The organism is Rhizobium sp. 10PS4 (assembly GCF_032464805.1).
Taxonomy (GTDB): domain Bacteria; phylum Pseudomonadota; class Alphaproteobacteria; order Rhizobiales; family Rhizobiaceae; genus Rhizobium; species Rhizobium laguerreae.
The window spans coordinates 144,409-160,939 of record NZ_JAWDIW010000001.1 but is presented as its reverse complement, the minus strand read 5'-3'; the positions used below and the strand labels follow the sequence as shown (position 1 = coordinate 160,939).

Sequence of the window (16,531 nt, the reverse complement as noted above, 5' to 3'; positions counted from 1 at the left end):
CAAGACAGCGCGGCGCACATGGAATTGAATGCCTCTCGAAACATTGCTTTGGGAGGAGTTCGACATGAAGCGCTATACGCTGCTCATCGGCGGTACCGCGGTGGAAACCGCACATCACGTGGACATTCGCAACCCATCCACCGGCGACATCGTCGGTGCCATGCCGATGGCGACCCACGCCGACCTTAATGCCGCAGTGGAAGCAGCCGGCCTGGCATTCGCGACGTGGAAGCTGAAATCCAGCACCGAGCTTGCCGATGCGTGCCGGGCCGTTGCTGCCAAGATCGAAGCCCATGCCGAGGAAATCGCGCAATTGCTGACCCTCGAGCAGGGCAAGCCGCTCAACGGTCTCGGTTCGCGTTTTGAAATCGGCGGCGCGCTCGCCTGGACCCGCCATACCGCGGAAATCGAACTTCCCATCGAGGTGCTTCAGGATGCGCCGGAGGGCCGCGTCGAATTGCATCGCAAGCCGATCGGCGTCGTCGCCTCGATCACGCCCTGGAACTGGCCGGTGATGATCGCCTGCTGGCACATCATACCGGCGATCCGCACCGGCAACACCGTCATCATCAAACCATCACCGCTGACACCGCTATCGACGATCCGACTCGTGGAGTTGATGAACGAGGTTCTGCCGCCCGGTGTTGTCAACGTCGTTACGGGTGAAAACGAGATCGCCGCCGCACTGACCGCCCATCCCGGCATCGCCAAGGTTACCTTCACCGGCTCCACTGCTACCGGCAAGAAGGTCATGGCCAGCGCGGTCGATACGCTGAAGCGTTTGACCCTGGAACTCGGTGGAAATGACGCCGGGATCGTCCTGCCCGATGCTGACCCGAAAGCAATCGCCGAGGGGCTGTTCTGGGGTGCCTTCATCAACAACGGCCAGACCTGTGCCTGCCTGAAGCGCCTCTACGTTCATGACAGCATCTACGACGCTGTCTGCGAGCATCTCGCCGCCTACGCCGCCAACATCCCGGTCGGCGACGGCATGGAGGAAAGTTCGGTGCTGGGTCCGGTGCAGAACAGCATGCAGTACGAGATCGTCGCCTCCTTTGTCGAGGAGGCGAGAGCCAGAGGTGGGCGCATTCTGACCGGTGGCAATCCCAACGGCGGCCCCGGCTATTTCTATCCGGTGACGCTGGTCGCCGACATCGATCATGGTGCCAAGCTCGTCGATCTTGAGCAGTTCGGCCCGGCCCTTCCGATCATCCGCTACAGCGATGTCGAAGAGGCGATCAGAAAGGCCAACGACAATCCGGCCGGTCTCGGCGGCTCGGTATGGGGGGCGGATCTCGCCAGGGCGAAAGAGGTCGCAAGCCGTCTCGAATGCGGTTCGGTCTGGATCAACAAGCATGGTGCAATCCAGCCGAATGCTCCGTTCGGCGGGGTAAAGCAATCCGGTATCGGCGTCGAATTCGGTGCCGACGGGTTGAAGGAATTCACCACTATCCAGACCGTCTTCTGCTGACGTGAAACACCCGGCACGCGCTGTTTTTCCTGCGCTGCCGCGATGGAGCCTATCATGAACGAATTTGACTACATTATCGTGGGCGGCGGCTCGTCTGGTTGCGTCGTTGCCGCGCGTCTCTCCGAGAACCCCGGCAACAAAGTGCTGCTCATCGAGAGCGGCACGCGGGATGCCGACAAGTTCATCCATATTCCGGCGACATTTTTCAAAGTCATCGAAAGGGGCAAGGACGTCCAATTCTATGCCTCGGAACCGGACAAGGGCCTGAACGGCAAGCCGAACGTCGTGCCGCAGGGCCATGTCATCGGCGGCGGCAGTTCGATCAATGCGATGATCTACATTCGTGGCCAGCGGGAAGATTATGACACCTGGGCCCAGATGGGCTGCCGCAACTGGTCCTACGACAAGGTGCTGCCGGCATTCCGGGCTGTCGAGGGCAATCAGCGTCTCTCCGGCGAATTCCATGGCGCAGAGGGCGAACTTAAGGTTTCCGACCGTCGCTTCGGCCACGCCCTGTCTTGGGCGTTCATCCGCGCTGCGCAGGAAGCAGGCATCCCCTATAACGAGGATTTCAACGGCAAGGTCCAGGAGGGCGTCGGCTTCTATCAGACGACGACCCATAACGGCCGGCGCTGGAGTTCCGCGCAATCCTTCCTGCGCGACGCCGAAAAGCGTCCCAATCTGACGATCCTGACCAGTACGCGCGTTCACAAGGTGCTTTTCGAGGGCAAGAAGGCCGTCGGCGTCCTGACGGAGACAGGCACAACGTACAAAGCCCGCAGCGAGGTCGTTCTGACGTCCGGCGCACTCGCTACGCCTAAAATCCTGCAGCTGTCCGGTATCGGCGACGCCGCCCATCTGCAGAGCCATGGCATCGGCGTCGTTTCCGATCTGCCCGGCGTCGGCGAGAACTACCAGGACCATCTCGAGGCCACCGTTCAGGTCGAGGTCAAGGATCCGATCTCAATGTTCGGGCAGGACAAAGGGCTCAGGGCCGCTGGCCACATGCTGCAATACCTGCTGACCAAAACCGGCTTGCTGACCTCGAGCGTCGTGGAATCCGGTGGTTTCGTCGATACGGCCGGCACCGGACAGCCCGATGTCCAGTTCCATGTGCTGCCAAGCTTCGTCGGATTTGGCGAACGCGCCGCCGTCCCCGGCCACGGCATTTCGATCGGCCCCTGCTTCCTGCGGCCCCAATCCCGTGGCACGGTAAAGTTGCGCTCGGCCGATCCGAAGGACAGAGCCCTGTTTCACGCAAATTCCTTCTCCAATCCGGCTGATCTGGAAACGCTTGTGCGCGGTGTCGAATGGGCGATCCGGATCACCGAGGCTCCGTCCCTTGCGCGGATCGTCAAGCGGCGGGTTCTGCCGGAACCTGGCATCGAGAAAGATCCGACTTCCCTGCGCAACTATATCCGGAGCATCTCCAAAACCGTTTTCCATCCGGCGGGCACCGCCAAGATGGGCCCCGCCGAAGATCGCATGGCGGTCGTAGGAGAGGATCTGAAAGTGCGCGGCGTCGAGGGACTTCGGGTCGCCGATGCCTCCATCATGCCGACGCTCGTGTCCGGCAACACCAATGCGCCCTGCATCATGATCGGCGAGCGCGCAGCCCGCTTCATTCTCGGCAAGGAGGCCGCCGCATAAGCGAAAGCGGCGCCCTTTTTGACTTTCATGCAACGTTTCTTTGGGAGGAGAACACATGACCAAGACAACTCTGTTTCTTGCTGCATCGACCGCCGCGATCATCTTCAGCGGCGGCTCGGCCTTCGCGGCCCCCGCCTGCGGGCTCAGCAACGGCCAGAAAGCGGCCGGTGAACCGATAAAGGTGGGCGCCGTGGTCGGCCAGACAGGCCCCGATGACTTCTCGTCGTCCGCCGACGCGGCGCGAGCCTATTTCAATTGCGTCAACGAAAACGGCGGCATCAATGGCCGACCGATCGAGTATCTGGTTGAAGACGACCAGTGGAATCCGGAAGTCGCCAGTCAGGTCGCGACCAAGCTGGTAAAGGACGAGCAGGTCGTAGCCCTTGTCGGCAACGGGTCGTTCGTCGAAATGGGCGTCAACGCCAAACTCTATGCCGACGAAGGCGTCATGGCGATGGCCTCGGCGTGTGCCGTGGCGGAGTGCTTCGAATCCTCGAACATCGTTTCCACCAATGAAGGGCCTTTGCCCTCCAGCGTCGGTGCGGCGCAATGGGCCGTCGGCAATCTCGGCGCGACGAATGTCGTGTGCATTGGCCTCACCATTCCGTCGGTCGGCCCCTATTCCTGCGGCTGGACGGAAAAATACATGCAGGCAAAGGGGCTGGCAGGAACAAGCATCCTGCTTGACCCAGCCGCCGCCGACATGAATGCTTCTGTGCTGGAAACGGTCGCCAGCGGTGCCGACACGGTCCTCGTGAACCTGCCCGCCGGCATGGCGGCCGCCTACCTCAAAGCGGTCGAGGAACAGAATCTTCGCGACAATTTCAAGTGGATCTCCTCGACCCCGCTCTATGATGCCGACGTCCCCGGCATGCTTGGTGCCTATTGGGACGGCGTGATGAACGTCAACATCGAGTTGACCCCGATCGACGGCACAGAACCTGACGCCGCCAACTGGCGGGAGGTCATGCAGAAGCATGCCCAGCCAGAGGATCCCCGCGACACCTTCAGCCAGTCCGGCTATCTCTCGGCACGTTTCTTCGTCGATGCCCTGTTGAAGCTCGATCCGGCCAAGATCGATCGGGCCTCGGTGACCGAAGCCATTCAGCAGATCAAGAACGAGAACTCCGACCTGTTGTGTGGACCATACTATGTCGGCAAGGCGGACCGGCATATGCCGAACCATGCCAACATGATGGTGCAGATCTCAGGCAACGGCTTCAAGGTCATCAGCAAATGCGCGGACGTCGACAGCGCCTATCTCGATCCGATCCGCGCCGCTGAAAAAGAACTCGGCATCACCAACTGATTGGATACGCGATGAACGCTCTCGGCCTGTTCCTGGTTTCCGGCCTTGCCGTTGGGGCGCTTTATGCCCTCGGCGGCGTCGGGCTGGTGCTTCTCAACCGCGCCACGGGCGTGCTGAATTTTGCCTACGGCGCCATGGGCGCCGCAGGTGCCATGACCGCCTGGCAACTGTTGCAGTGGAACTGGCCGGAACCCATTGCCTGGCTCGCCTGTATCGGCATCGCGCTGGTCCTGTCTCTGGCGTTCGGCCGGCTGATCGCCCCGGGACTTGCTCATCGTGAACCGGTGGTCAAGGCGGTGGCGACCCTCGGGTTAGCGCTTGCACTGCTCGGCGTTATGAACCTGATCTGGACCGTCACGCCGCGCAAGCTTTCGTTGACACCCGACAGCCTCTCACTGTCGATCGTCGGTTTGCGCGTGACCGCGACGCGGTTGATCGCACTGGCTGCTGGCATCGGCGTGACACTCGGCATGGGATTGTTCCTCGCCCGCACGCGCATGGGCCTGATGATGCGTTCGCTTGCCGACAACCGCGAAATTGCGGCCATCCTCGGAACACCGGTCAGGCGCGTCGAAACTTTCGCCTGGGGCATATCCGGCGTTCTTGCCGGCTTCACCGGTCTGTTGTTTGCCACCCTCGTCCGGCTCGATCCGGCGGTGCTGACCTTTCTTGTGATCCCGATCATTGCCACGACCATCATCGGCCGACTTGCCTCAATCCCCGCGACCTTCGCCGCCGGGCTCGTCATCGGCATGTTCGAAAGCCTGCTGACCCTCTACAAACCGTTGGCGCCCTTCCGCGTTGCCACCCCCTTCATTGTCGCGATTATTGCGATGATGTGGATGCAGCGCGGCCGCAAGCTGACATTCGCCGGACAGGATTGACGCCATGCAAACCGTCATCGAACCGCTCGCCGCTAAAATCTCCACACCCCCTACGGCCTTGAGACCACTATTGCAGAGATACGCGCCACAGATGTTTTTCACTGCGATGGCCGTCATCGTGCCCCTCGCCGCCAATGCGCTCTGGGTGAAGGTGTTGACCGGCACTGCAATTTATACGCTGACCGCCGCCAGCATCGCATTGTTGTATCGCCGGCTGGGGCTGGTATCCCTTGCGCAGGTGGCGCTGATGGGCTGCGGCGGATGGATCGCGCTACGCCTTGCCCATGGCCTCGGCCTGCCGTTCGAACTGAACCTCCTGTCCGGCGGCTTGTTTGCCGGAGTGATCGGCATGGTCCTCGCTTATCCGGCGCTGCGCATGCGCGGTCTCTATCTGGCGCTGATCACCCTAATGGCCGCTGGCGGTTTCGGCATCCTCATCAACGTCTTGCAGTTCCCCAACGGCGGCGGCGGCCTGACCGGTTTTGCCGTCCAGGCCGTCACCTACATGCCGCGTCCATACCTGGCGGCGTCGGACAGCGCCTATTTCCGCTATTGCATGGTGGTCGTGGCGTTTGGGTTCCTGCTGATCGACTGGCACGAGCGCAGCCGCGCCGGCCGGGGCTGGGCGCTGATCCGCAAGAGCGAGGCCTCCGCCATGGCAGCCGGCGTTGACGTGACGCTCTACAAGGTCTGGGGTTTTGCCCTGTCCGGCTTTCTGGCCGGAATCGCCGGCGCTCTTCTGGCGGGCAATCTCCAGCTTCTCGACGCCCGTTCCTTTCCGCCAGCAGAATCGGTGATGATCTTCGCGCTGACCATCGTTGGCGGTGCATGGCATTGGTATGGCGCGGTGATTGCCGCCCTGCTCTACCGGCTGGTACCGGCCTACCTCAACGACCTCGGTATCAATGGCGATACCGCCTATGTGATCTTCGGCCTTGCCCTGATCCACGCCCTGATCACCGCGCCGAAAGGCCTCGCCGGTCAGTTGACCGATGCGGTCAGAGTTTTGCGCTCACGGGAGGAGAAGCGATGATCTCGATCGACGACGTCACCGTCACCTTCGGCGGTGTCACCGCGCTCAACTGCCTGACCGTCATCCTCGATAAGCCGGTCTTCGGCATCATCGGCCCGAACGGAGCCGGCAAGACCACCTTCCTCAATGTCCTGTCCGGCTTCGTCACACCCCAGTCCGGCCAGATCACTATGGATGGAGCAGATATTCTCCCTCTCGCACCGCATCAGCGGGCACGCTGGGGGCTGCGCCGTTCCTTCCAGAAGGAGCAGGTGGTCGATGAACTGTCGGTCGAGGACAATGTTCGCGTCGTACTCGACCCCCTTGCAATGTCGGGAAACGATCGCGAACGTGCGCTGATGGCCGCTCTGGAGTTCGTGGGCCTTTCCGCCGTTCGTGGTCTGAACGCCGCTGGCCTCAACGCCTTCGAACGCCGGATGGTCGAGATTGCCCGCTGCGTTGTCGGCAAGCCGAGGCTGATCCTCCTCGATGAACCCGGCGCCGGGTTTTCACAGGGCGAAGTTGACAGGCTTCGCCAGATCATCGACGGCATCAGGGCGTTCAACGGCGCAACGACGCTGCTGATCGACCACGACGTCGATCTCATTCAGGCTGTCTGCCAGGACACGATGGTGCTCGATTTCGGGTCGCTGATTGCCGTTGGCGCGACTGCGGCTGTGCTGACGGATCCGAAGGTCCGCGCAGTCTATATCGGCATGGAGGATGTGGCTGCATGAGCACGTTTACGGTCAGCAATTTGTCAGTCGAGCGCGGCGGCAAGCGGGTCATCGATGATCTGAGCTTCACATTGCAAAGCGGTCGCATCACCGCCCTTCTCGGCCCCAATGGCGCCGGCAAGAGTTCGCTGGTGCTGGCGATTGCCGGTGCGCAGCCGGTCGCCTCGGGTACGGTGGCGGTCGATGGACGGGTCGTTTCCGGGCAATCGCCGGAGGTTGTGCGGGCCGCGGGCATTGCAGCGGTACCGGAAGGCCACCGCGTGCTTTCAGGCCTCAATGTCGAGGACAACCTGCAGGCCGCAGGCTTTCAGCAATCGGCAGCAGACGCCGCAAAGGCGGTGGACGAGGTCTATGCCATCTTCCCGGAACTGGCAGAGCGCAAGAAGCAGCGTGCCGGCTCCATGTCCGGCGGTCAGCAGCAGATGCTAGCTCTGGGCCAGGGCCTCGTTGCCCGCCCGAAATTCATCCTTGCCGACGAGATGTCGCTTGGGCTCGCGCCGCTGGTCGTCAAACGGCTGATGGCCGTGCTGTCCCGTCTCGCGGCCCAGGGAACCGGTATCCTGCTGATCGAGCAGTTTACTGCTCTCGCGCTTAAAGAGGCACACGACGCGCATGTCCTGTCGCGCGGCCGGTTTTCTTTCAGCGGGGCGCCGGAGATACTGCGGCAAAATCCCGACATTCTGCACAAGGCCTATCTCGCCTGAGTTCCACGTCCTGCCGCCCATCATCGGAGCAATGGTCGGGGAGACAGTTGCATCGATACTGGCAGGTTAGGCCGAACCTCTTCGACCCTCCTTGTAACCCGATCGTTTCCCGGCGGTTTCGTTCCGCCGCGAGAAGCAGAGTCAAGAAACATCCTCACCTTGGTTGGCCGGAAACGGGCTGGCGGAAACATAGCGTAAATGCCGCCCACCGGCAGCGACCATTCAGGAAAGAGTGGAGCAAGCTTTCCGGCACGGATATCCGCTCACCATATAGTCAGGGAAGACCGAAACGGGCTGGTTGGCGAAGACTGGACCGACATGAAGACCTTCGTACAGCGGGCGCGCGGCGCCGAGGCCGACCTGGTGACTGCGCCCGGAAGCGCGCTGGTGGTCTAACATGCGTGATCCGCAGCTCGACTCGCTGATTGCATGAGCGGTCGAAGGCAATCGCACAAAATTTCAGCTTACTTCAAATCAGCAAACGTGCCGATAAAATTGGTTGGATAGGCCCGTTTGCGATTCGCAGCATGGGTATTCGTCATTTTAGGTCGAAGTAGCACGCGACCTACACCACCTCCCGGGACACGATCCAGGGGAGTCCAATCCATCGCGTGCCAGGATTGCCGTGTAGCATCCTTCGATCTCCCCTCCCTGTCCCGCTATAAGTGGTGCGAAGTAAGGTGGCAGAGCTTCGTCCTCCGCGGCATTCACAGCCGTCGCAAGCAGCGCGGATAGAGCAAAAATGAGCGATCTAGATTTCATTTTCCACTCTCTGCGATTCCGGGACACACAATACCAAGCAAGTCGACAGCTCTTTGAGTCCTGCCGCATTGAACCTCAGCCTCGCCGGTCTGCAACGCGTGCCATGGTGTCGGCGGGCCGGCAGGACAGCTCGGCCATTTGAGGCGGGCACCCGATAGGGTTAGCGCGATAAGTATTGTAGAATATGCGGATATGCGCATAATTTCCGCGGCTGCCGCTGCTGGGCAAGATTGATCGAGGGCTCTGGAGATCCCATGGAAACAATCGTCGAGGACGCCCGTGTTGGCGTAGTGTCGCCCGAACTCGTAGTCGATGCACTGTTTGCGTGTCGAAAGACGGCGGCTATAAGGGCGGCGATCGAGCTCGATCTCTTTACTCATATAAACGAGGGCAAGACTGCAGCATCGCTGGCGTCGGCAACAAGCGCCTCGGAGCGTGGGGTGCGCATCCTGTGCGACTACCTTGTGGTACATGGTTTCCTGACAAAGGAGAGCGGACAGTACCGAATGACGCCCTCGACCAGAATGTTCCTCGATCGCAATTCGCCGGCCTATATGGGCGCGGCCGTTGAGTTCACGGCCGCACCCGAAATACTGGATAATTTTCTGCGCGATCCGGCCGCCGTCGTGCGAAAAGGCGGTTCGGCCGGGCTTGCGAACGTGTCGGCAGACAACCCCGTCTGGTTGAAGTTTGCGCACGGCATGGGCTCCTTTACCGGGCTCAGCGCCAAAATGCTGGCTGGCGAAATCTCCGGCTGGCCGAGGCCTCCCAAAAAGGTGTTGGACATCGCTGCAGGTCCAGGCGTTTTCGGGATCGAAATTGCGAAGGCCTTTCCAACGGCGGAGATCGTCGCCGTCGACTGGGCCGCCGTATTAGCGCTGTCGAGGCAGAATGCGGAAAAAGCCGGCGTGGCTGACCGGTACCGGACGATAGCCGGCAGTGCTTTCGATGTTGAGTGGGGCACGGGTTATGATCTTGTCCTGCTTCCGAATTTTCTGCACCACTTCGATTTGCCGACATGTGTCCAACTGTTACGAAGGATCATCGCCAGCCTTGCAGAGCATGGTCGGATCGTCGCGGTCGATTTCGTGCCGAACGAAGATGGCGTGTCGCCGCCTTTTCCCGCAGCCTTCTCCTGGGAGATGCTCGCTAGCACGCCGGCTGGCCAGGCTTATACGCAAAGTGAGTTGACTGAGATGGCAAGACTTGCCGGTCTTGCCGGCGTCACGATCAAATCGATGCCGCCAACTCCGGCAAGCGTTATTCTCTTTGAATAGCCGGTCGACCGTCATCTGCGTCGCCTAGCTGACACCTGCCGAGTCGCTGCGCTGAAGCATGTAGCCGCTACAAAAAGCGCTTATCGTTCGCCGCATTTGCTCGTGCCCGGCGGTTCGATTCCGTTCAAGGCGGTCGTCCTGCTTTTTGTCGCAAAACATTATGGACGCAGGCGATATTCTCATATCCCGCCGCATCCTGTAGGCTTGATATCTGCAGCCCTCAGGAATTTCAGATCGATGAAAAAGACATTCAATCCGGCCTCGGTGCGCCGGCCCTTTGGAAATTATAATCACGGCCTGCTGGTGCCGCCCGGCGCATCGCTCCTGGTCACCTCGGGCCAGCTTGGTATCGGTCTCGACGATGCTGTTCCGAGCGATATCACTGCTCAGGCTGAACTCTGCTTCAAGGCTATCAAGACGATCCTCGAAGAGGCGGAAATGAGTTTTGCCGACGTCATCCGCATTTCGGGCTTCGTCACCCGCCGCGAGGATTTCCCGGCCTATATGGCCGTGCGGGATCGCTATACGCTCGATCCGAAGCCGGTTTCCACCTTGCTCATCATCGGCGGCTTTACGCGCCCTGAGTTCCTGGTCGAAGTGGAAGTGACGGCCGCGAAAATTTTCTAAAAGCGCTCCATCGCGTCTCCGACGCGGGTGAGGAATTTTGCCCGCGTCTCCGGCGTGCAATTGTTCATGTCGTAATGGGCGAGGAACGTCACCGGCCTCACCGGATTGATCTGCGCCCTCAGCACGCGCTTGACGATTTTCTTCGGCGGGTTGCCGGCGGCGAAGGCGCGGAAGGGCGTTGCGCCATAAGTCAGGACGGCTGCGAGCTTGCGGATGTGGCGCAGCCGCGATTCCACCTTGCCGTTGACCAGCTCGAAGGAAACGCCCGGCAGCCACACGCGGTCGAAATATCCCTTCAGGATCGCCGGAAAGCCGAAGTTCCAGATCGGGGTGCAGATCACCAGCCCCTCGGCCGCCTTCAACCTTTCGACATGCGACTCCACCAGCTTCAGATTTTCCGGATAGTCGTGATAGACGAGCCGGTCGTGGCGCGAGAGCACCGGATCGAACCGCTCTTCATAGAGGTCGCAGCCATCCACCATATGCCCGGCCTTCTCAAGGCTCTCGACGGTTTGCCGGTAAAGCGCCTTGCCGTAACTTTCCTCGACCGGGTGAGAGTGGAGGACGAGAACCCTCATGAAGCCTCCATCAAGGCCGCCAGGCCGGGGAAGAGATAGTTCTTACCGGCGTTGAAGTCGAAATCGGGATTCTCCCAAGCGATCATCTTGCCGGGATTGAGCAGGCCCTTCGGATCGGTTTCCTGCTTGAAAGCGAGTTGCACCGCGTCGGTGCGCTTCATGCCGCCTTCTTCGAGCGTATAGCGGTGCGGGTTGAAGATCGGGCATCCATTGTCCTGGTGGATCTTGATGATCTCCTCCAGCCGCTCCTCGGTGGTGTAGCGCACCAGCGGCAGGCCGGAGCACTGGATCTGGCCGTCGAATTTGATGAATTCGAGATGACCCGGCACTTCGTCACCAAAGATTTCGACCATCTTGCGAACCTTGGCGACATGATCCGGTCCGGGATATTGAACCTGCAGATAGGTGAAGCTCGGGTCGACCTTCAGCGCACGCAATGTCGTATGGTTCCAGGCAAGCTCGTAGGCATGCGGGATGCCGCGCATGCTTTCCACCTTGTCGGAGCGGAACATGATCTCGCCCTTCAGCGCCGCCGTGAAGGCCAGAAAAGCATCCATGGAGTGCGGCGCGATCATCAGCACGACGATCGACTGGCCCTGACGGATGTAGGGCTTGTGGCGGGTGAAATAGTCGTGCGGGATAGGAGCGGCGATCGGGGCAATTTCCTTGACGAGAATGCCGTTGCATTTCGCCAGCGCGTTGGAAAAGCGCACCGCTTCCATGAAATCGTCATAGCCGACCAGCACATCGACCCAGTCATAGGCAGGTGCAAGCGGCATCTCGATCTCGGTGATGATTCCGTTGGTGCCATAGGCGTGGCTCACCTTCTGCAGATCCCAGCCGGTGAGGTCGAGCACGCGCGGTTCGGCTTCCATGGTGATGACGCGCAGGCGCAGGATGTTTCCGAGGTCGCGCAAGCCGCCCCAGGTGATCGAGCCAACGCCGCCCGAGCCGCCGGCGATGAAGCCGCCGACCGTCGCCGTCTGCGCGGTGGAGGGGTGGAAGCGCAGCTCCTGGCCGGAATGGGCCTTGGTCTGCTTGTCGAGCTGGGCAAGCACGATGCCCGGTTCGCAGATGACGCGGCCGGGATGGATCTCCTTGATCTTGTCCATCGCCGCAAGGTTCAGCACGATACCCCCGGAAAGCGGCATGGCCTGGCCGTAATTGCCGGTACCGGCGCCGCGCGGCGTGACCGGCACGCCATGGGCATAGGCGACCTTCAGCGTCCTTATGACCTCTTCCTCGGTCTTCGGTGTGACGACGAGATCGGCCGTCACATTGTCGAGCTGCGCCTTTAGGATCGGCGAGTACCAATAGAAATCCCGGCTCTTCTGGCGCACCAGCGCCGGATTGTCCTCGACGGCGATGCCTTCGAGCTCCTTTTTGATCTTCTGATAATCGGTCATGTCAGGCTCCAACAACGCTATCGAGTTCACGGTAATCCGGCAGGCTGCGGTCGATCACCTTGCCGCGGCGAAGCACGACGCGGTCAGACTGCGGACGGGAAAGGAATTCACTCCAGCGCCGCGCGCTGAAAAGCACGAGATCGGCGGGATCGCCGGCGGCGATACGGCCCTTGTCCGGCCGTCCGACGATGGCGGCGGGCGAGGTGGTGACGACACGGGCGGCGGTATCGAGCGGGTGGTCGAGATGCAGAATCCGCACGGCCTCGCGGAAGACCTCCACCGGATCGAGATCGCCATAGGCATAGAAGGGGTCGCGGGTATTGTCGGAGGCGACCGCAGTCGCGACACCGGCGGCGGCCAATTCCTTGAACAGGGTGACGCCGCGCCAGCGCGGGGTGCGGCCGGGATAGCGGTCCTGCAGATACATGTTGCACATCGGCAGCGCGATGACCGCGATACCTGCCTTGGCGACCAACTCGACGGTGCGCGCGGCGGTGTCTTCGTCCTGGCGAGCGAGCGAGCAGCAATGGCCGGCGGTCACCTTGCCCTCGAACCCGTTGCGCAGCACGGCCTCGGCAATTGCCTTCAGTGTTTCCGCGCCGCGATCATCCGTCTCGTCGACATGCAGATCGACCTCCAGGCCATGCTCTGCGGCAGTCCCGAAGAGCGTGTCGAGCTGCCAGACAAGCTCCGGCCCCATCCGGGTGACGCCGCCAAGCAGGCCGCCGGTTTGTCGGATTGTTGTGACGAGATCGGCAAAGAAGATGCCGTCTGCCATGGCATCCAGCGGGAAGAGGGCGACCGCCTGCAGTGCAATCCGGTCCTTCCAGGCATCCCGGATTTCGGAAAAGACCTCGAAGGAGATGCGATGCTGGGGCGCAAGCGAATCCAGGTGCGTGCGGATCAGGCTGGTGCCATGGGCATAGGCGGAGCGGAGCGAGAATTCCATGCGCCGTTTGACGTCTGCCGCCGACCAGTTGGCTTCCCGGTCGGCCCTGACCGCATCGAGCGCCCCCATGAAGCTGCCGTCGGGATTGGCCTGGCGCGGCCAGATATGGCCTTTGTCGAGATGGGTATGGATATCGGCGAAGCACGGCCAGACCATGCCGTCCTTAAGATCGGTCCTGGCATAATCGGCGGGTGCGGCGCCGGCCGGCCGGATGGCGGCAATCATGCCATCGGTAATGACGATATCGGCCTTGACGAGCCCCTCGACGGCGGGCGCGTCAAATCCCACAACGGCAACGGCGGGCAGCGTTGCATTGCTCAGCACGAAGCGGCCGGCATTGGGCGGGGAGATGAAGGAATAGGTCATCAGTTTTCCCGTTTCAGGCTGCTCTCATGCCAACGGTGCAGGCTCAGCCAGGAAATGAAAGAGGTGATAGCGAAGATCGCTACACCGAGCAGGGAGAGCATCAGCAAGGCTGCAAAGAGACGCGGGATATTCAGCCGATACTGTGCTTCGAGAAGCCGGAAGGCGAGGCCGGATCCCGCGCCTGCCGAACCTGCCGCAAATTCCGCGACGACAGCGGCGATCAGCGCAAGGCCACCGCCGATCCTGAGGCCGGTCATGAAATAGGGTTGGGCGGCAGGCAATTTGAGAAAGAGCAGCGTCTGCCAGCGCGAGGCGCCGTAGAGCTCAAAGAGGTTGATCAGATTGTGGTCGACGCTCTTCAGTCCCTGGACCATATTCGAAAGGATCGGGAAAAAGGCGACGAGGAAGGCGCAGATCAGCAGCGCTACCTGCGTCGACGGCGCATAGATCAGGATAAGCGGCGAGATGGCGACGATTGGCGTTACCTGCAGGATGACGGCAAGGGGATAGAAGGCAAGCTCGACCCAGCGTGACTGCACGAGAAAGATCGCAAAGCCGACGCCGCCGACAAGCGCCAGCATCAGCGACATGAAGGTGATCTTGGTGGTGACCCAGAGGGCAGGAGCAAGCGTACCCCAATCCGTCACGAAGGCGTTTGCCACAGCGGCCGGTCCTGGCAGGATATAGGGCGGCACGCCGGACAGTTTCACATAGGCGTACCAGACGAGGATCAACAGGGCGATGACGAGAAAAGGAATGGCGATGCGCAGCGCAAGATCGCGGCGCCTTGCGCTTACGGTACCCTTAACGAGCAGCGGCGATGTGTCTGTTTCGTCACTCATCAATGATCCCCTGCCGAATTGATCGCCCCGATCAGCGAATGCGATACCGTTTCGCAGGCCTTGCGGTATTCTTCCGAGGTGCGGTAGTGCGCGTCGCGTTCGAGGCTGGTGATCAGCGGGACGTCGGCATGCACGCGCCCGGGCCTTGCCTTCATCACGACGATGCGGTTCGAGAGATAGGCGGACTCGAAGACCGAATGCGTCACGAAAATCACCGTAATGCCGGTCGCCTTCCACAGCCGCAGCACGTCGTCGTTGAGCTTCTGGCGGGTGATCTCATCGAGCGCGGCGAAAGGCTCGTCCATCAGCAGCAGCTTCGGCTTCGTCACCAGCGCACGGGCGATCGAGACGCGCATCTTCATGCCGCCGGAAAGTTCCCGCGGATAGGCCTTGGCAAAATCCTGAAGACCGACGGTGGTCAGCACTCCCATAATCTGATCACGCGCGGCTGCCTTCGAAACGCGCCTCAACCTCAGCGGCAAGTGGACGTTGTCGAACACGTTCTTCCAGGGCATCAACGTCGGCTCCTGGAAGACAAAGCCGATATCGCCCTCCGGCAGACCTCGGGAATTGATGCGCGAACTCGGCCAGTCGATCGTTCCCGAGGTGACATCGCCGAGACCGGCGATGATGCGCAGCGCCGTCGACTTGCCGCAGCCGGAAGGGCCGAGCAGGCTGACGAACTCGCCGCTTTCGACCGTGAGCGACATGTTCGAAAGGGCGACAGTGCCGCTTGAAAAGACCTTCGAGACCGACTGCATGATAACAAGCGGCCGCTTGCGCGTCTCTTTCGGGGATACCGCCTGGGCTTCTGCTGGGAGCATTGCTGTCTCGTTCATGCGGGAGGATACGGCCCGCCACATCCTCGATGGCGGACCAGGAGAGCCGTCGGTCGGCCTACTTCTTCAGTGCCACGCCGGTGCTCTTGCAGACGAACTTCGTCGTGAAGGCCTTGGTGTAATCGGTATCGGCCTTGAACACCTTGATGGCGGTCATCTCGTCGAAGAACTTCTTGTAATGGGCGTCGGTGATGCAGCCGATGCCCTTGTCGAGGCTGTCGCCGGATTCGATGATGCCGTATTCCTTCATCTTGGCGATCGAATAGGCGATCTGGCCGTCCGTCATTTCAGGATTGTCCTTCCTGATCAGTTCGTTCGCCTTGGTGTTGTCGCCGTAGAGATAGTTGTACCAGCCTTCGATCGAAGCATCGACGAAGCGCTGCACGACATCGGACTTGCCGTCGATCATCGCCTGCGTCGTCGTGATCATCGTCGAATAGGGCGAGTAGCCGTTGTCGGCGAGCAGGAAGACCTTCGGCTCGAAGCCTGCCTGCTTCTGGATCTCGTAAGGTTCGGAGGTCAGGTACCCCTGCTGAGCAGAGTCCTTGTCTGCAAGGAAAGGGGCGGGACTGAAGTTATAGGGTTTGTACTGCTCGTCCTTGAAGCCCTTGAAGTTGGCCTTCATCCATTCGAAATAGGTGAGGTAGCCGTCTTTGCTGAGGAACAGCGTTTTCAGCTTGGCGAGATCCTCGAACTTGTCGACGCCGTTGTCCGGATGAGCGATCAACACCTGCGGATCCTTTTGGAAGATCGCGGCGACATCGACCAGTGGAATGCCCTGCTCGACGGCGGATATCTCTCCCTGAGGACCACCCATGTAGAAATCGAGCTTGCCGGAGATCAGCAGCGCGCTGCCTGCAGCATTCGGGCCGCCCTGGACGATGGTGACGTCGAGGCCGTATTTCGCATAAGTGCCGTCGGCGACGGCTTGGTAGAAGCCGCCATGTTCCGCCTGGGCAAGCCAGTTCGTCCCGTAGCTCACCTTGTCGAGGGCAAGCGCCGGCGAGGCCGCGGCAAGCATCGAGGCGAGGCCAAGGCAGCTCAGGAATTGTCTGTTCGTCTGTGCTTTCAACATGGTCGGCAGTTCCCCTTTTGTGGCAGAGGGAAGCCTTATCCGG

15 protein-coding genes and 1 pseudogene are annotated in these 16,531 nt (G+C 61.0%); 10 read left to right on the top strand and 6 right to left on the bottom strand.

Annotated features, from left to right (window positions below; genetic code table 11):
• Positions 1 to 64 precede the first annotated feature (64 nt).
• From RWJ89_RS00750 to RWJ89_RS00705, 10 genes and pseudogenes are all read left to right on the top strand, one after another.
• Complete coding sequence (locus RWJ89_RS00750) at positions 65 to 1,471, top strand: aldehyde dehydrogenase family protein (RefSeq protein WP_222060914.1); 1,407 nt, start codon at positions 65 to 67, stop codon at positions 1,469 to 1,471.
• A 54-nt stretch (positions 1,472 to 1,525) separates the two neighbouring features.
• On the top strand, positions 1,526 to 3,121 hold the full coding sequence (locus tag RWJ89_RS00745) for a GMC family oxidoreductase (RefSeq protein ID WP_316030414.1): 1,596 nt from the start codon (positions 1,526 to 1,528) through the stop codon (positions 3,119 to 3,121).
• A gap of 55 nt (positions 3,122 to 3,176) precedes the next feature.
• Positions 3,177 to 4,430: an ABC transporter substrate-binding protein gene (locus RWJ89_RS00740; protein WP_168271981.1), complete on the top strand. Its 1,254-nt coding sequence runs from the start codon at positions 3,177 to 3,179 to the stop codon at positions 4,428 to 4,430.
• Positions 4,431 to 4,441: 11 nt separating this feature from the next.
• Complete coding sequence (locus RWJ89_RS00735) at positions 4,442 to 5,314, top strand: branched-chain amino acid ABC transporter permease (RefSeq protein ID WP_222416046.1); 873 nt, start codon at positions 4,442 to 4,444, stop codon at positions 5,312 to 5,314.
• A 91-nt stretch (positions 5,315 to 5,405) separates the two neighbouring features.
• Positions 5,406 to 6,347, top strand: a complete 942-nt coding sequence (locus RWJ89_RS00730) for a branched-chain amino acid ABC transporter permease (protein WP_164566215.1) — start codon at positions 5,406 to 5,408, stop codon at positions 6,345 to 6,347.
• Positions 6,344 to 7,063, top strand: coding sequence for an ABC transporter ATP-binding protein (locus RWJ89_RS00725; protein ID WP_316028161.1), 720 nt, complete (start codon positions 6,344 to 6,346; stop codon positions 7,061 to 7,063). Before RWJ89_RS00730 ends, RWJ89_RS00725 begins: the two co-directional genes overlap by 4 nt.
• Positions 7,060 to 7,767: an ABC transporter ATP-binding protein gene (locus RWJ89_RS00720; protein WP_168271984.1), complete on the top strand. Its 708-nt coding sequence runs from the start codon at positions 7,060 to 7,062 to the stop codon at positions 7,765 to 7,767. The genes RWJ89_RS00725 and RWJ89_RS00720 overlap by 4 nt, the downstream gene beginning before the upstream one ends.
• A 294-nt stretch (positions 7,768 to 8,061) precedes the next feature.
• Positions 8,062 to 8,152: pseudogene (locus RWJ89_RS00715) on the top strand (HAD family phosphatase); the annotation flags it as partial.
• A 631-nt stretch (positions 8,153 to 8,783) separates the two neighbouring features.
• On the top strand, positions 8,784 to 9,806 hold the full coding sequence (locus tag RWJ89_RS00710) for a class I SAM-dependent methyltransferase (RefSeq protein WP_316030413.1): 1,023 nt from the start codon (positions 8,784 to 8,786) through the stop codon (positions 9,804 to 9,806).
• Positions 9,807 to 10,043: 237 nt separating this feature from the next.
• A complete protein-coding gene (locus tag RWJ89_RS00705) occupies positions 10,044 to 10,433 on the top strand; it encodes a RidA family protein (protein WP_168281366.1) in 390 nt (129 codons plus the stop codon).
• Here the strand turns inward: RWJ89_RS00705 and RWJ89_RS00700 are convergent.
• The 6 genes from RWJ89_RS00700 to RWJ89_RS00675 form a co-directional block, all read right to left on the bottom strand.
• Positions 10,430 to 11,011, bottom strand: a complete 582-nt coding sequence (locus RWJ89_RS00700) for an NAD(P)H-dependent oxidoreductase (protein ID WP_168281368.1) — start codon at positions 11,009 to 11,011, stop codon at positions 10,430 to 10,432. The genes RWJ89_RS00705 and RWJ89_RS00700 overlap by 4 nt on opposite strands.
• A complete protein-coding gene (locus tag RWJ89_RS00695; RefSeq protein WP_316030412.1) occupies positions 11,008 to 12,417 on the bottom strand; it encodes an FAD-binding oxidoreductase in 1,410 nt (469 codons plus the stop codon). The genes RWJ89_RS00700 and RWJ89_RS00695 overlap by 4 nt, the downstream gene beginning before the upstream one ends.
• Position 12,418: 1 nt before the next feature.
• Positions 12,419 to 13,732, bottom strand: a complete 1,314-nt coding sequence (locus tag RWJ89_RS00690; RefSeq protein ID WP_168281372.1) for a cytosine deaminase — start codon at positions 13,730 to 13,732, stop codon at positions 12,419 to 12,421.
• Positions 13,732 to 14,574: an ABC transporter permease gene (locus tag RWJ89_RS00685; RefSeq protein WP_168281374.1), complete on the bottom strand. Its 843-nt coding sequence runs from the start codon at positions 14,572 to 14,574 to the stop codon at positions 13,732 to 13,734. Before RWJ89_RS00685 ends, RWJ89_RS00690 begins: the two co-directional genes overlap by 1 nt.
• Positions 14,574 to 15,398, bottom strand: coding sequence for an ABC transporter ATP-binding protein (locus RWJ89_RS00680; protein ID WP_168281376.1), 825 nt, complete (start codon positions 15,396 to 15,398; stop codon positions 14,574 to 14,576). The genes RWJ89_RS00685 and RWJ89_RS00680 overlap by 1 nt, the downstream gene beginning before the upstream one ends.
• Before the next feature lie 73 nt (positions 15,399 to 15,471).
• Positions 15,472 to 16,488, bottom strand: a complete 1,017-nt coding sequence (locus tag RWJ89_RS00675; RefSeq protein ID WP_168281378.1) for an ABC transporter substrate-binding protein — start codon at positions 16,486 to 16,488, stop codon at positions 15,472 to 15,474.
• Positions 16,489 to 16,531: the final 43 nt, after the last annotated feature.

What these genes read in the sequence shown, in the direction of transcription:
- RWJ89_RS00720 (WP_168271984.1), top strand. Translation starts at nt 7,060, where the DNA reads ATGAGCACGTTTACGGTCAGCAATTTGTCAGTCGAGCGCGGCGGCAAG.
- RWJ89_RS00740 (WP_168271981.1), top strand. Translation starts at nt 3,177, where the DNA reads ATGACCAAGACAACTCTGTTTCTTGCTGCATCGACCGCCGCGATCATC.
- RWJ89_RS00735 (WP_222416046.1), top strand. Translation starts at nt 4,442, where the DNA reads ATGAACGCTCTCGGCCTGTTCCTGGTTTCCGGCCTTGCCGTTGGGGCG.
- RWJ89_RS00700 (WP_168281368.1), bottom strand. Translation starts at nt 11,011, where the DNA reads ATGAGGGTTCTCGTCCTCCACTCTCACCCGGTCGAGGAAAGTTACGGC.
- RWJ89_RS00745 (WP_316030414.1), top strand. Translation starts at nt 1,526, where the DNA reads ATGAACGAATTTGACTACATTATCGTGGGCGGCGGCTCGTCTGGTTGC.
- RWJ89_RS00675 (WP_168281378.1), bottom strand. Translation starts at nt 16,488, where the DNA reads ATGTTGAAAGCACAGACGAACAGACAATTCCTGAGCTGCCTTGGCCTC.
- RWJ89_RS00680 (WP_168281376.1), bottom strand. Translation starts at nt 15,398, where the DNA reads ATGCTCCCAGCAGAAGCCCAGGCGGTATCCCCGAAAGAGACGCGCAAG.
- RWJ89_RS00705 (WP_168281366.1), top strand. Translation starts at nt 10,044, where the DNA reads ATGAAAAAGACATTCAATCCGGCCTCGGTGCGCCGGCCCTTTGGAAAT.
- RWJ89_RS00750 (WP_222060914.1), top strand. Translation starts at nt 65, where the DNA reads ATGAAGCGCTATACGCTGCTCATCGGCGGTACCGCGGTGGAAACCGCA.
- RWJ89_RS00710 (WP_316030413.1), top strand. Translation starts at nt 8,784, where the DNA reads ATGGAAACAATCGTCGAGGACGCCCGTGTTGGCGTAGTGTCGCCCGAA.
- RWJ89_RS00730 (WP_164566215.1), top strand. Translation starts at nt 5,406, where the DNA reads ATGTTTTTCACTGCGATGGCCGTCATCGTGCCCCTCGCCGCCAATGCG.
- RWJ89_RS00685 (WP_168281374.1), bottom strand. Translation starts at nt 14,574, where the DNA reads ATGAGTGACGAAACAGACACATCGCCGCTGCTCGTTAAGGGTACCGTA.
- RWJ89_RS00690 (WP_168281372.1), bottom strand. Translation starts at nt 13,732, where the DNA reads ATGACCTATTCCTTCATCTCCCCGCCCAATGCCGGCCGCTTCGTGCTG.
- RWJ89_RS00695 (WP_316030412.1), bottom strand. Translation starts at nt 12,417, where the DNA reads ATGACCGATTATCAGAAGATCAAAAAGGAGCTCGAAGGCATCGCCGTC.
- RWJ89_RS00725 (WP_316028161.1), top strand. Translation starts at nt 6,344, where the DNA reads ATGATCTCGATCGACGACGTCACCGTCACCTTCGGCGGTGTCACCGCG.